The 13,090-nt window shown below is 71.3% G+C and carries 13 protein-coding genes; 7 read left to right on the forward strand and 6 right to left on the reverse strand.

The genetic code is table 11. The features are described 5' to 3' along the window. Positions 1 to 76: 76 nt before the first annotated feature. The 4 genes from BGP73_RS17260 (at position 77) to BGP73_RS17275 (ending at position 2,825) form a co-directional block, all read left to right on the forward strand. Positions 77 to 1,030 carry an SPFH domain-containing protein gene (locus BGP73_RS17260; protein WP_069815833.1) on the forward strand — a complete coding sequence of 318 codons (954 nt, stop codon included), beginning with the start codon at positions 77 to 79 and terminating at the stop codon, positions 1,028 to 1,030. Continuing rightward, complete coding sequence (locus BGP73_RS17265; RefSeq protein WP_069815835.1) at positions 1,027 to 1,296, forward strand: hypothetical protein; 270 nt, start codon at positions 1,027 to 1,029, stop codon at positions 1,294 to 1,296. The genes BGP73_RS17260 and BGP73_RS17265 overlap by 4 nt, the downstream gene beginning before the upstream one ends. Before the next feature lie 419 nt (positions 1,297 to 1,715). Next, complete coding sequence (locus tag BGP73_RS17270; protein ID WP_069815837.1) at positions 1,716 to 2,270, forward strand: peroxiredoxin; 555 nt, start codon at positions 1,716 to 1,718, stop codon at positions 2,268 to 2,270. A 6-nt stretch (positions 2,271 to 2,276) separates the two neighbouring features. Beyond that, a complete protein-coding gene (locus tag BGP73_RS17275) occupies positions 2,277 to 2,825 on the forward strand; it encodes a carboxymuconolactone decarboxylase family protein (RefSeq protein WP_069815839.1) in 549 nt (182 codons plus the stop codon). Between the two features lie 98 nt (positions 2,826 to 2,923). Here the strand turns inward: BGP73_RS17275 and BGP73_RS17280 are convergent, their stop codons facing one another. The 4 genes from BGP73_RS17280 to BGP73_RS17295 all read right to left on the reverse strand — a co-directional run bounded on the left by BGP73_RS17280 (position 2,924) and on the right by BGP73_RS17295 (position 8,256). Then, a complete protein-coding gene (locus BGP73_RS17280; protein WP_069815841.1) occupies positions 2,924 to 4,330 on the reverse strand; it encodes an AI-2E family transporter in 1,407 nt (468 codons plus the stop codon). 136 nt (positions 4,331 to 4,466) lie between these two features. Beyond that, entirely contained in the window at positions 4,467 to 5,174 is a 708-nt protein-coding gene (locus BGP73_RS17285) for a transglycosylase SLT domain-containing protein (RefSeq protein ID WP_079127614.1), read from the reverse strand. A gap of 447 nt (positions 5,175 to 5,621) precedes the next feature. Beyond that, entirely contained in the window at positions 5,622 to 6,959 is a 1,338-nt protein-coding gene (locus tag BGP73_RS17290) for a PhoH family protein (RefSeq protein WP_069815843.1), read from the reverse strand. 499 nt (positions 6,960 to 7,458) lie between these two features. Further along, on the reverse strand, positions 7,459 to 8,256 hold the full coding sequence (locus BGP73_RS17295; RefSeq protein ID WP_069815844.1) for an isoprenyl transferase: 798 nt from the start codon (positions 8,254 to 8,256) through the stop codon (positions 7,459 to 7,461). A 347-nt stretch (positions 8,257 to 8,603) separates the two neighbouring features. Between BGP73_RS17295 and mgrA the strand changes: the two genes are divergently transcribed. Then, entirely contained in the window at positions 8,604 to 9,641 is a 1,038-nt protein-coding gene (mgrA, locus tag BGP73_RS17300) for an L-glyceraldehyde 3-phosphate reductase (protein WP_079127615.1), read from the forward strand. Between the two features lie 327 nt (positions 9,642 to 9,968). Next, entirely contained in the window at positions 9,969 to 11,075 is a 1,107-nt protein-coding gene (locus BGP73_RS17305) for a right-handed parallel beta-helix repeat-containing protein (protein ID WP_069815847.1), read from the forward strand. Positions 11,076 to 11,136: 61 nt separating this feature from the next. On the opposite strand, the gene BGP73_RS17310 is transcribed toward BGP73_RS17305, so the two are convergent. Next, positions 11,137 to 11,916, reverse strand: a complete 780-nt coding sequence (locus tag BGP73_RS17310) for a prepilin peptidase (protein ID WP_069815849.1) — start codon at positions 11,914 to 11,916, stop codon at positions 11,137 to 11,139. A 177-nt stretch (positions 11,917 to 12,093) separates the two neighbouring features. Between BGP73_RS17310 and BGP73_RS17315 the strand changes: the two genes are divergently transcribed. Beyond that, positions 12,094 to 12,513 carry a DUF192 domain-containing protein gene (locus BGP73_RS17315; protein WP_069815851.1) on the forward strand — a complete coding sequence of 140 codons (420 nt, stop codon included), beginning with the start codon at positions 12,094 to 12,096 and terminating at the stop codon, positions 12,511 to 12,513. A gap of 47 nt (positions 12,514 to 12,560) precedes the next feature. On the opposite strand, the gene BGP73_RS17320 is transcribed toward BGP73_RS17315, so the two are convergent. Continuing rightward, a complete protein-coding gene (locus tag BGP73_RS17320; RefSeq protein WP_069815853.1) occupies positions 12,561 to 13,013 on the reverse strand; it encodes a hypothetical protein in 453 nt (150 codons plus the stop codon). Positions 13,014 to 13,090 lie beyond the last annotated feature (77 nt).

Raw genomic sequence — 13,090 nt, forward strand, 5'->3', positions numbered from 1 at the left:
CGCCTCCGCGCTGTCCAGCCTCCTGCGGCACCGACAACCTTGCAGCGCCGACCAGGCGCCGGAACGGGGAAACCTCATGCCCGACCACCAAATCACCGCCCAGCCGACGGCTCCGCACAACCCGGCGGCCCATCAGCCGGAGTTCAACGAGCACGCAGCCAAGAGCATCGGCGGCGGGCTCGCACTGCTCCTCGGCCTGATCGGCCTGCTCCTCGGCATCACCTTGACCATCGCCGGCGGAAGCCTGATCGACGACGGCAGTGCCGACATCGGCGCACCCTCGCTCATCCTGGGCATCCTGCTCACCCTGGCCTCCTTCTTCGCGATACGCGGACTCAACATGGTCGCTCCCGGCGAGGCCCGGGTGGTCCAGCTCTTCGGCCGGTACAAGGGCACCATCCGCACCGACGGTCTGCGCTGGGTCAACCCGCTGACCAGCCGCAAGAAGATCTCCACCCGGGTCCGCAACCACGAGACCGAGGTGATGAAGGTCAACGACGCCGACGGCAACCCGGTGGAGCTGGCCGCCGTGGTCGTCTGGCAGGTCGAGGACACCGCGAAGGCCACCTTCGGGGTCGACGACTTCATCGAGTTCGTCAGCATCCAGACCGAGGCCGCCGTACGGCACATCGCCATCGAGTACCCGTACGACGCCCCGGACGAGGACGGACTCTCGCTGCGCGGGAACGCCGAGGAGATCACCCAGAAGCTGGATGTGGAGCTCTCCGCCCGGGTGCGGTCGGCCGGCGTCCGGATCATCGAGTCCCGCTTCAGCCACCTCGCCTACGCCCCGGAGATCGCCGCCGCGATGCTCCAGCGGCAGCAGGCCGGCGCGGTGGTCGCCGCCCGCCAGCAGATCGTGGACGGTGCGGTCGGCATGGTCGAGGCCGCGCTGACCCGCCTCGACGCGCGGAACCTGGTCGAGCTGGACGAGGAGCGCAAGGCGGCGATGGTCAGCAACCTGCTGGTGGTCCTCTGCGGCGACAGCGCCCCGCAGCCGGTCATCAACACCGGCACGCTATACCAGTGACCGATGATCCGGAGGCGCCCCGGAAACGGCGGCCGCAGCAGCGCAAACAGGTGCTGCTGCGGCTGGACCCAGCCGTCCACGAAGCGCTCAGCCGGTGGGCCGCCAGCGAACTGCGAAGCGCCAACGCCCAGATCGAGTTCCTCCTCCGCAAGGCCCTGAAGGAGGCCGGGCGCCTGCCCGACCAGGTCGGCCCGATGCGCCGCCCCGGCCGCCCACCGGCCGCGGAGCGGAGTCGACCGGAGAGCGATCCGCCGCACCAGAACTGAAGGTGCGGTCGGACTCCGCCGGCCGCACTCGGAACCAGACGACCAGTTGCGGCCCCGACGACGGCCCCGGCCACCCGCCGGGGCCGTCGTTCGATGTCCTGCCGAGAAGATCCTCCGGTCGGCGCCCGCTGCCGGAGCAGTTGCGGGAGCGCCGGCAGCTGCTGTCCGTCCTCTCGTCGCCTTCGGCACCAGGCACTGCGACGCCGTCCCGTCGGTCGGCCCGGCAGCTCTGAGTTCCGGACCGGCCCGGGGCACGCCCGGAGCAGGACAAGCCGACCGCGCCCGGGGCCGGAGCCGTATCTCCCCCAAAGCGGTGAGCCTGTCTGCTTTTTCCCGGATATCGGATATGACAGTGTTGGTCCGTCCAGCCTCGCGGAAGAGCCGCGAAAGGGCTGATCACCGCCGGAAAGGAAGAGACCGTGCTCACTGTCGGCGACAAGTTCCCCGCCTACGAGTTGACCGCCTGCGTAAGCCTCGACCCGGAGAAGGCGTTCCGCCGGATCAACCAGAAGAGTTTCGAGGGCAAGTGGCGGGTCATCTTCTTCTGGCCGAAGGACTTCACCTTCGTCTGCCCGACGGAGATCGCCGCGTTCGGCCGGTTGAACAGCGAGTTCGCCGACCGGGACGCGCAGCTGCTCGGGGTCTCGGGCGACTCCGAGTTCGTCCACCACGCCTGGCGCAGGGACCACGCCGACCTCCGCGACCTGCCGTTCCCCATGCTCGCTGACTCGGGCCACGAGTTGATGAGCGACTGCGGGGTGCGGGGCGACGACGGTTTCGCCCAGCGCGCGGTGTTCATCGTGGACCCGGGCAACGAGATCCAGTTCACCATGGTCACCGCCGGCTCGGTCGGCCGGAACCCGCAGGAGGTGCTGCGGGTGCTGGACGCCCTCCAGACCGACGAGCTCTGTCCCTGCAACTGGAACAAGGGAGAGGAGACCCTCGACCCGGTCGCCCTCCTGGCCGGGCAGTGATCCGCCGTGGCTCTGGCCGAACTCGCCTCCGCCCTCCCGGAGTACGCCAAGGACCTCCGGCTGAACCTCAGTTCCCTCCTCGGCAACTCGCAGCTGCCGCAGCAGCGGCTCTGGGGCACCGTGCTCGCCTGCGCGATGGCCGCCCGGTCACCGCGGATGCTCGCCGAACTGGAGCCGGAGGCCAGGGAGAAGCTCTCCGCTGAGGCGTACACCGCGGCCAAGTCGGCCGCCGCCCTCATGGCGATGACCAACGTCTACTACCGGGCCCGGCACATGCTCTCCGACCCGGAGTACGGCAAGCTCCGTGCGGGGCTGCGGATGAACGTCATCCGCGACCCCGGGGTGGAGAGGGCCGACTTCGAACTGTGGTCGCTGGCCGTCTCCGCCGTCAACGGCTGCGGAGCCTGCCTCGACTCCCACGAACAGGCCCTCCGGAAGGCGGACGTGGACCGCGAGACGATCCAGACCGCCCTCAGGATCGCGGCCGTGCTGCAGGCCGTCGGCACCACGCTGGAGAGCGAGGCGGTCCTGGCGGCCGAGACGGTCGCGCACTGACCGCTCGACGGCCTCCGGACGGTTGCCGGACACCCATGCGTCGGCCGGGTGGTGGGCCGTACCGCCCGCCCGGCACACCACCACCCGGCGGCCCGGCGCTACTCCGCCGGGTCTGTGGAGCGCTCCGCCGCGGGCGGAGACGGTTCCGCCGACCCGGAGGCGGCGGTGTTCGGGGCGCCCGCCGCGGCGGCGGCCCGCGGTTCCGGGACGGCCAGCAGAGCACGTTGCTTGGCGTGTGCGTGGAGATAGCCGACGACGGTGTTGGTCACCGCCACCAGCGGTACGGCGACCACGGCTCCGCCGATGCCCGCCACCATGGAACCGGCCGCCACCGAGAGGACCACCGCGAGCGGGTGGACCCGTACCGCGCGGCCCAGGATGAACGGCTGGAGGATGTGGCCCTCGAGCTGCTGCACCGCCAGTACCACCACGAGCACCATCAGCGCGGTGAACGGTCCGTTGGTGACCAGGGCGACGATGACCGCCAGGGCCCCGGACACCACCGCGCCCACCAGCGGCACGAAGGCGCCCAGGAAGATGATGACCGCCAGCGGTACCGCGAGTGGCACCTCCAGGAAGTAGACGCCCAGCCCGATGAAGATCGCGTCGATCATGGCCACGATCACCGTGCCGCGCACATAGGCGGTGAGGGTCCGCCAGGCCTGCGGCCCGGCTCCGGCGACGCCCTCGATCGCCTGGCTCGGCACGAAGTGCAGCACCCAGTTCCAGATCTTGCGGCCGTCGTAGAGCAGGAAGAGCGTGCTGAACATCGCGAGCACCAGCCCGGTCAACAGCTCGACGATGACGGTGACGCCCTCCAGACCGGCCGAGGTGATCGCCTCGGCGTTGGCGCCGATGGCATCGCTGAGGTTCTTGGCGATGTCGTTGATCTGCTGGTCGGTCACGTGGAAGGGGCTGTTGAGGAGCCACTGTTTGAGCTCCTGGATACCGTCCTGGACCCGGCTGGAGAGACTGCCGACGTTCTCCATGACCTGCCAGACCACGAACCAGCCGACCAGGCCCATGATGACGAAGCCGGTGATGAAGGTGACAGCGGTCGCCAACCCGCGCGGCAGCCCCATCTGCCGGAGCCGGCTGACCGTCGGCTGGAGCAGCGCGGTGATCAGCAGGGCGACGACGAACGAGAGCACCACCAGCCGCACCGCGCTGATGACCCGCATCAGGATCCAGAGGGTGCCGGCCAGGACGAGCAGCCGCCAGCCGACCTCGGCCGCGACCCGCATCCCCCAGGGGACAGCCGCGGCGGGCTCCGGCCTGGCCGCTACCGAGGGGGCGTAGGACGGTGGCGCGGGCACCCGTTCCGGCGCGCCCTCCGGCGGTTGGGTGCGCGGATCCTCCGGCCCGGAACCGGGTACCACGAGCCCGACGGGGTCAGCCGCGCCGGCACGGAGCGCTTCGGCCTCCGCCCTGCGCTGCTCCAGCTTCGCGGCGAAGCCGGAGAGCCCCCTGCCCACCCCGCCGAGCCACTGCGGCAATCTCGACATCCCGGTGCCCTTCCGTCCCCCGCTTTGCGCGCTCGCTGATCCCTGGTGGAGCTACTCCCGTTGACGTTACACGGGTCGGAGCCCCCCGACCCGGAAGAGGTCGAGGGGCTCCGGAAACTGCTGGGCGTCGGCTGCCTCAGTACCAGTTGTTGGCCTGCCAGAACTCCCAGGCGCCGCACGGGCTCTGGTAACGGGAGTCCATGTAGTTCAGACCCCACTTGATCTGGGTGGCCGGGTTGGTCTGCCAGTCGGCGCCCGCGGAGGCCATCTTGGAGCCGGGCAGCGCCTGCATCAGCCCGTAGGCGCCCGAGGACGGGTTGCTCGCCTGGTAGTTCCAGCCGCTCTCGTGGCTCACGATGTTGCTGAAGCACTGGAACTGGTCGGCGGGCACCATCTGCCGTGCGATCGCCTGGACTTCGGCGATGGTGTACGAGGCCTGCGGGGCGAAGTCGCGTGGGTCGGAGCGGCTCGCCTGCTTGAGTGCCTCGCGCTCGGCCGCCTTGGCTTCGGCGGCCTTGACCGCCGCCTCCTTCTTGGCTGCCGCGTCCTTCGCCGCCTGCTTGCGGGCGGACTCCTCAGCCGACTTCTTCGCCGCCGCGTCGGCGGCTGTCGTCTGGGCGTCCGCCTGCTGAATCAGCGACGCGCTCTGCACCTGGCTCTGATGACCGGCGGATATGTCCGCGAGGAGCGTCGCGTCGGCGGCGGTGGCCTCGACCGGTTCGGTCGTAGCCTGCTCGCTGCCCGAGGCCACACCGACGACGGCGCCGACGGTGGTGACCGCAGTGGCGGACGCCACGGCGAATCCCCGGACCGAAATCCGGCTCACACGGTTTCCTTCCAGCATCGCCCGCTTAGGTGACCTCGCGGACGCGATCGTGCCCCCTGCCACGGACCTCCCCTTGTTCCGGGCCCCGGTGCTAGCAGAGTGGGGTCCGACTGGTCACGGGAGGCACTGGCCCGGCGCGTCCTCCCGGAGGAGTTCCGCTTGGTACTCGGGCGGCGTACGGCGACTCTGTTCAGTTCTTGTGGTGCCACACCGCTGGGGGTGTTGGTTGTGCCGTACGCGGGGCCTGACAGAAACCACACCCTGCCGGATGCCGCCCCCGGAGGCAATTCCCTGGTGCGTGGCAAAGCTCACACACCGTTTACTCCTGCGGGTTTCTGGAAAAGAACGCGCGCGCCGGTACCGCCGGGCTAGGCTCTCCGCTTTCAGCCGACGCCACTTAACGGGACGTCAGTCGGGGCGGGTCCGGGCGATCCGCCCCGAACCCGCCCCGGTCGGCCGCAGCGGCTATACCCGCCCGTCCTCCAGCATTTCCGTCACCAGAGCCGCGATCGGGGAGCGTTCGGACCGGTTCAGGGTGATGTGGGCGAAGAGCGGATGCCCCTTGAGCTTCTCGACCACCGCCACCACCCCGTCGTACCGCCCCACTCTGAGGTTGTCGCGCTGCGCCACGTCATGCGTCAGCACCACCCGCGAGTCGGTCCCGATCCGGGACAACACCGTGAGCAGTACGTTCCGTTCCAGCGACTGCGCCTCGTCCACGATCACGAAGGCGTCGTGCAGCGAGCGGCCCCGGATGTGGGTGAGCGGAAGGACCTCCAACATCCCGCGACCCACGACCTCCTCGATGACGTCCTTGGTGGTCACCGCGGAGAGGGTGTCGAAGACGGCCTGGCCCCAGGGGTTCATCTTCTCGGCCTCGGTACCGGGCAGATAGCCCAGGTCCTGCCCGCCGACCGCGTACATCGGACGGAAGACCACCACCTTGGCGTGCTGCCGGCGTTCGAGCACCGCCTCCAGTCCCGCGCAGAGGGCGAGCGCGGACTTGCCGGTGCCCGCCCGGCCGCCCAGCGAGACGATGCCGACCTCCGGATCGAGGAGCAGGTCGAGCGCGATGCGCTGCTCCGCGCTGCGGCCGTGGATGCCGAACGCCTCCCGGTCTCCCCGCACCAGCCGCACCCTGCCGTCGGCGGCGACCCGGCCGAGTGCCCGGCCGCGTTCGGACTGCAGCACCAGTCCGGTGTGCACCGGCAGTTCGGCCGCCTCCGGGATCCAGGCGTCCTCACCCGCGAAGAGTTCGTCCACCTGTTCGGCGGCGACGCTCAGCTCGGACATCCCCGTCCAGCCGGAGTCGGTGATCGCGAGCTCCGCGCGGTACTCCTCGGCGAGCAGACCGACCGAGGACGCCTTGATCCGCAGCGGCAGGTCCTTGGAGACGACGGTGACGTCGTACCCCTCGGCCTGGAGGTTCCGGGCGACGGCCAGGATGCGGGAGTCGTTGTCGCCGACCCGGCCGCCATGGGTCAGGAAGGCCGGCGGCAGCACCGAGGGGTCGGAGTGGTTCAGCTCGACCCGGAGCGTGCCGCCCAGTTCCCCGATCGGGATGGGAGCGTCGAGGCGGCCGTACCGGACCCGGTACTCGTCCAGCATCCGGAGCGCCTGCCGGGCGAAGTACCCGAGCTCCGGATGGTGTCGTTTGGCCTCCAGCTCCGTGACCACGACGACCGGCAGGACGACTTCGTGCTCGTCGAAGCGGGCCATGGCCGACGGGTCGGCGAGCAGGACGCTGGTATCGATGACATAGGTGCGCCGGTCGAACGAGTGGCGCTTCTTACTGGTCACCACGGGTGGACGAACCCCCTCGGAAGAGGTCGGGGAGCGACGGCGTCGCGGGGAACGGGACCGGGCTCGGCCGCGATGCGCGGGCCGGGCACCGGCCCTCCGCGTCGTCCGTACGAACCGCACGGTCGTCCGTGTGCAAAGGGCCTCCCGGGCGGACGGCCGCCTGCCGCCCGCTTCTGCTCGACGTCCGTGGTCCGGACGCCGGCCTGGAAGTGATATTCCCTCCTTGGAGCGGAGACATGCCAGGCCAGCTACGGCAACTGGGTGGCCGTTCCCCCGCCACCCGGCCGCCTCACCCTCCACGGCCCGCCCGTGCGGCGGCCGTTAGCGAGCCCGTGAGCGGCCCTCGGTGTCGGCCTCCGTGCGGGGTGCGGCGCAGCCCGTCCAGCGGCAGCCGGCTTGGCGCGGGCCCCGGCAGGTCGGTACGCGATGTCAGGCTCGGCGTCGGACCGGGTGCCGCACAGCACCTGATGCGCGCCCTCCGAGGAGGGCGGGAGGCTCCTCAGGTCCCGTAGCGCCGGTTCCGTGCCGCGTAGTCGCGCAGCGCGCGCAGGAAGTCCACCTTGCGGAAGGCCGGCCAGAAGACCTCGCAGAAGTAGTACTCGGAGTGGGCGCTCTGCCAGAGCATGAAGCCGGAGAGCCGCTGCTCACCGCTGGTGCGGATCACGAGGTCCGGGTCGGGCTGCCCCCGGGTGTACAGGTGCTCGGCGATGTCCTCGATGTCGAGCCGCTCCGCGAGGTCGGCGAGCGGGGTACCGCGCTGCGCGTGCTCGGCGAGGAGCGAGCGGACGGCGTCCAGGATCTCCTGGCGGCCGCCGTAGCCGACGGCGACGTTGACCAGTATCCCGTCGACCCCCGCGGTGGCCTCCTCGGCCTGCTTCACCACCGCCTGGGTGCGGGCCGGCAGCAGGTCCAGGGTGCCGACGTGGTGCACCCGCCAGCGCCCGTCGGCGGCCAGGTCGCCGATCGCCTCCTCGATGATGCCGAGGAGCGGGACCAGTTCCTCCTCCGGCCGGTCGAGGTTCTCCGTCGACAGCAGCCAGAGCGTGACCACCTCGACGTCCGTCTCCGAGCACCACCCCAGCAGTTCCTGGATCTTCTCCGCCCCGGCCTGGTGTCCCTGCTCGGTGGTGCCGCCGGACGCCCGGGCCCAGCGCCGGTTCCCGTCCAGGATGACGCCGATGTGTTTGGGGCCCTGCTCGGTGTCGAGTCGGCCCTCCACCCGGCGGGCGTAGAGTCGGTACACCAGATCGCGCAGCACCCGGGGGTATCGGGGGCGCCCCCCGGTTTTACGCAGCATCGCCTTCTCCAGCCCTCCGTGTGATGGCAGCCCCGAGGGGCCGTCCCGCTTTCTCCCGGTGGGCGCGCGAGTCCGGCCGGCAGAGTCGCCGGCCACCGCCCGGGAAGATGAACCTCCGCACCGCGGACACACGCCCGAACAAGCCCGTTCTGCCGAATGCGCCCGGTACGGGGACGCCCCCGCACTCGGCCGGGAGCCTCCCGCAGCAGCCGGCGGGCGCACCGCACCCGAACGCTGCGAGCCGCTGATCCGCTGGGACCCCGGGACAGCCCTGGTACAAGCACTTTACTGCGCACTGCTCCGGGCTGGGCAACCCAGGAGGGTCAGCAGCGTGATAGGCAGGTCACGTGACAGACACTCCCTCTTTCCGCGCCGCCGACGAGCGTTACCGTTCCATGGCCTACCGGCGGGTGGGCCGCAGCGGGCTGCTGCTGCCGGAGGTCTCGCTCGGGCTCTGGCACAACTTCGGCGACGGCCACCCCCTGGCGACCCAGCGGGAGATCCTGCGCCGGGCCTTCGACCTCGGGGTGACCCACTTCGACCTCGCCAACAACTACGGCCCACCACCCGGTGCGGCGGAGGAGAACTTCGGCAGGCTCCTCGCCCGGGACTTCCGTCCCTACCGGGACGAACTGGTGCTGTCCACCAAGGCGGGCTATCGGATGCACCCCGGGCCGTACGGCGAGTGGGGCTCCCGTAAGTACCTGCTCTCCTCGCTCGACGCCTCGCTGCGGCGGCTGGGCGTGGAGTACGTCGACATCTTCTACTCGCACCGCTTCGACCGGAACACCCCGCTGGAGGAGACGATGGGCGCCCTGGCGTCCGCCGTCCAGCAGGGGAAGGCGCTGTACGCGGGCGTCTCCTCGTACACCTCGGAGCAGACCCGGGAGGCGGCGCGGCTGCTGCGCGGAATGGGTGTTCCGGCGCTCATCCACCAGCCGTCCTACTCCATGATCAACCGCTGGACGGAGGAGGACCGGCTGCTGGAGACCCTGGAGGCGGAGGGCATGGGGTGCATCGCCTTCGGGCCGCTGGCCCAAGGGGTGCTCACCGACAAGTACCTCGACGGCGTCCCCGAGGGCTCGCGGGCCGCCGAGGGCAGTTCGCTCGACCCCGGGCTGCTCACGGAGGAGCTGGTGGCTCGACTGCGCGGCCTGAACGAGATCGCCCGCCGCAGGGGCCAGTCACTCGCCCAACTGGCCGTCCAGTGGGTCCTCCGGGACGACCGGATGACCTCGGCCCTGATCGGCGCCTCCAGCGTCCGCCAGTTGGAGGAGAACGTGGCGGCGCTGGACGCGCCCGCGCTGACCGACGCCGAACTCACCGAGATCGACACGTATGCGCGGAGCACACCCGGAGTGAACATCTGGGCGCTCCGGAGCTGAGCCGCCGCGGCCGGCGCGCACCGGCCCGGCAGGACCGGCCGCAAAGGGAAACGGGCCGGTCCGTGGGGGGATGACGGACCGGCCCGAGGGGGGGATCCCCACCATAGCCGCTGTCCTCGGCAATCCGCAGAGCGGCGTGCCCGCGGCGTGGCGGACGACTCCGATCACCGAGCGTCACCACCCGGAGCCGGCCCGCCGGTCGCCGGACCGGTTTCGGTGCTTGATCCTCGCCGGCCCACTGCTTACCCTCACATCCGCCCGAATCGGGCATTCACCCCCGCTGAGACCGAGGGCGCACCCGTGGAAGAACCGAGGCACCGGTCGGTGATGGATCGCCGTCAGGCGCTGGCCGCGATGGCGGGGATCGGGGTGCTGGGCGCGGCCGGGGGCGTGTGGACGGCGGGTCAGCTGGGAGGGACGCGGGCGACCGCTTCCGTCTCCGGCGGGCTGCCGGTGCTCGGCACCGACGACGACTGGGCGACGGCGCTGGCGAAGAACCGGCGTATCCAGTTGGTGCCGGGGGCCACCTACACCCTCCGCCGGTCCGTCGAACTCCCCGACGGCTGTTACATCGCGGGCAACGGCGCGGTGGTGACGGTCTCCGGCACCGGGGTGACCGCGCTGACGGCGACCGGCCGGAGCGACATCACCATCGGCGACGTCCGCTTCGTCGGCCAGCGGGCGGACGCGGCGGGTTCCTCCATGGTCGCCTCGCACGTCGCCGTGGCCCTCTCCCGGTGCACCGACGCGCGGGTGCGCGACTGCCGGTTCTCCAACTGGCGGGGTGCGGGTGTCGTGGTGCGGGGTTCCGCGGCGGACGACTACTTCGGTTACCGGGTGAAGATCCAGAACAACTCCTTCGACCGCTGCTACGTCGGTCTGTCGACAACCGACCGGAGCGAGTACTCGACCTTCACCGGCAACAGCCTCACCTACTGCCGGCTGGCCGTCTGGAACTCCTCCGGCAACTGGACGGTCAACGACAACAACATCGCCGCCTGCTACGGGGCCTACTACTCCATCGCCGCGACCAGTCCGTACGGTGCCCAGAGCACCGACAACTGGAACCACGGCTCACTGGTCGGCAACACCTTCAACCACTCCAACCTCGGAGGTCGGGACCGCTGGGACCGGCACCGGGCGTTCCGGATCGGCGGCCGGGTCCGCGATCCCGGGGCGGGCCTGGTGCTGGAGGGCGTACGGCCGCCGACCTTCTCGGGGAACACCGTCTGGTACACCGACATCACCGCCGCCGACCTGCGCTCCACCCGCTGGCTGCTGTCCGGCAGCGCGCTGTCCCACACGACGGTCCGGTGCCGTGGCCGGGCCCCGGTCCACCTGGTGGGCACCCAGTCCCGCGGGGCGGAGGCGGCGCCGCGGCTGAGCGGGAACGTCCGGGACCTGCTGCCCCGGTCGGGGATGCCGGACGGCTGAGAGGGCGGCAGGGGCCCTGGTCCGGTTCGACGGGCGCCGGGTCCGTGGGCACGCCCCCGGATCAGGCGGTGACCAGACCGCCCAACAGCAGGCCCAGCAGGGCGCCGCCGATCATGAAGGGCCCGAACGGCATGGCCGTCTTCCGCCCCTTGCCGCGCAGCAGTATCAGGCCCACCCCGTAGACCGATCCGAGCAGCAGACCGGCGAAGGCCCCGGCGACCAGCACCGTCCAGCCGTACCAGCCCAGCAGCGCGCCCAGGCTGAGCGCCAGCTTCACGTCACCGAAACCCATGCCGTTCGGATGGATCAGGAACAACAGGAAGTAGAAGGCGGTGAGCGCCAGGCCGCCCAGGAGCGCCCCGGTCCACGATCCCGCGTGTCCCGGCAGCAGCGCGGCGACCCCGAGCAGCACCACCGCGGCGGCGGCCAGCGGCAGGGTCAGTACGTCGGGCAGCCGGTGGACGGCACCGTCGACCATCGCCAGAACGACCGCGAAGGGGGCGATCAACAGCCAGACCGCCAACTCCGGACGGCCGCCCACCGCGGCGGCGAGCGCCCCGCACACCACGGCGAGGACGATCGGGGCACCGATCCGTCCCCGGCCGTACCAGGGCGCACCGGTCCGCGGGCCGGTGGCCGCCGGTGACTGACCGTGGTCCGGGGCGGCGCAGCGGGCCAGTCCCAGCCAGCCGTACGCCGGGCCGGTGACCGGGTGGCCCTCGGGGCAGTCGGCGTGCCAGCGCTCCTCGGGTCCGACGGACAGCCGGTACGCGGCCCGGGGCACGAGCAGTCCGGTGAGACCGCCGTAGCCGGCGGCGAGCACTGTCAGCAGCATCTCCACACCATGACCCTATTGACCTCGGCCACCTGGGGTCATGGGCCCACGGGCCCAAACGGCTCCACACCGCCCTGGTCAGGGACGGTACGATCCGGTTCCGGCACCGGCCGCCGGCCGACCGGGCTCCGGGAGCACCGGGTGGCGGGGGCCACCGCTCAGCCACGTTGACGGAGGGAACCGATGGGTCGCTGGCAGGACGGTAGTGGCAGGCTGCGCCTCCGTGCGGAGGGGGAGGCCCCGACCGCTGCCGGGGAGCCGGAGGCCTCCGAGGGGATCCCGCTGGAGATCGCGGCATCCTACCGCGCACGGACCCGGGGGCTGCTGGGGCGGTACGGAATCGAGGGTGCGCTGCTGCTGACCCCGGCGGGCAGTGTCCACACCTTCCGGATGCGGTTCCCGATCGACGTCGCCTACCTGGACCGGAAGTTGCGGGTACTGGCGGTGCGCACCATGAAACCCGGCCGCCTCGGTCTGCCCAGGCCCCGTTCCCGGCACGTGCTGGAGGCCGAGGCGGGCGCGATGGAACGCTGGGGCATCCGCCCGGGCAGCCGGGTCGTCATCGAGGTGGACCACCGGCCGGTGGAGGCCGGCGACCGGTGAACCGGGGAGCCCGGTGACGGGTGGGGGGCCGTCACCGGACCCCGCGGTCAGCCGCGCCCGTCCATCGACATGTCGACAACCACGGCGATGACGCAGCCGAAGAGGACCGCGACGGTCGGCGCGACGATGCCCCCGACCGCCGACTCCTCCCATCGCAGGGTCATCACCACCCCCCGGGTGGCGATCGGGGCGGTCAGGCAGGCGACCAGGTGCGATGACGGGCGTTCCCGGTGCGGGCTGGGGTGGACACGGGCCGCGGCGAGCGTCGCCAGCAGGGCACAGGCCATCGTCGGCAGCTGGAGGAGAAACAGCCGCCAGCCGGTGTCGTCGGCGTGTTCCGCCGCTCCGAACTGCTGGCTGATGCCCTGCCGCAGCAGGTACTGGAGTCCCAGGAGGACGGCGAGGCCGACCGCCCAGGAGCGCAGCAGCGCCACCAGGGCCGAAGGGCGTCCGGCGGTGTGCTCACCGGCCCATCGGTAGTGCGGTTGGGAGGGGGGCATGAGTAGACCTCTCAGAGTGTGGGGGGTGTCCTGCGGCTGGGCCCACCGGTGGTTCAGCCGTCCTCGGTGGGCCAACT

Origin of the sequence: Streptomyces sp. TP-A0874 (assembly GCF_001748085.1) — a bacterium.
GTDB lineage: Bacteria > Actinomycetota > Actinomycetes > Streptomycetales > Streptomycetaceae > Streptomyces.

Bases quoted from the DNA above. Each gene is read 5' to 3' on its own strand.
- BGP73_RS17315 (WP_069815851.1), top strand. From the start codon at position 12,094: ATGGGTCGCTGGCAGGACGGTAGTGGCAGGCTGCGCCTCCGTGCGGAG.
- BGP73_RS17260 (WP_069815833.1), top strand. From the start codon at position 77: ATGCCCGACCACCAAATCACCGCCCAGCCGACGGCTCCGCACAACCCG.
- BGP73_RS17305 (WP_069815847.1), top strand. From the start codon at position 9,969: ATGGATCGCCGTCAGGCGCTGGCCGCGATGGCGGGGATCGGGGTGCTG.
- BGP73_RS17320 (WP_069815853.1), bottom strand. From the start codon at position 13,013: ATGCCCCCCTCCCAACCGCACTACCGATGGGCCGGTGAGCACACCGCC.
- BGP73_RS17280 (WP_069815841.1), bottom strand. From the start codon at position 4,330: ATGTCGAGATTGCCGCAGTGGCTCGGCGGGGTGGGCAGGGGGCTCTCC.
- BGP73_RS17295 (WP_069815844.1), bottom strand. From the start codon at position 8,256: ATGCTGCGTAAAACCGGGGGGCGCCCCCGATACCCCCGGGTGCTGCGC.
- BGP73_RS17285 (WP_079127614.1), bottom strand. From the start codon at position 5,174: ATGCTGGAAGGAAACCGTGTGAGCCGGATTTCGGTCCGGGGATTCGCC.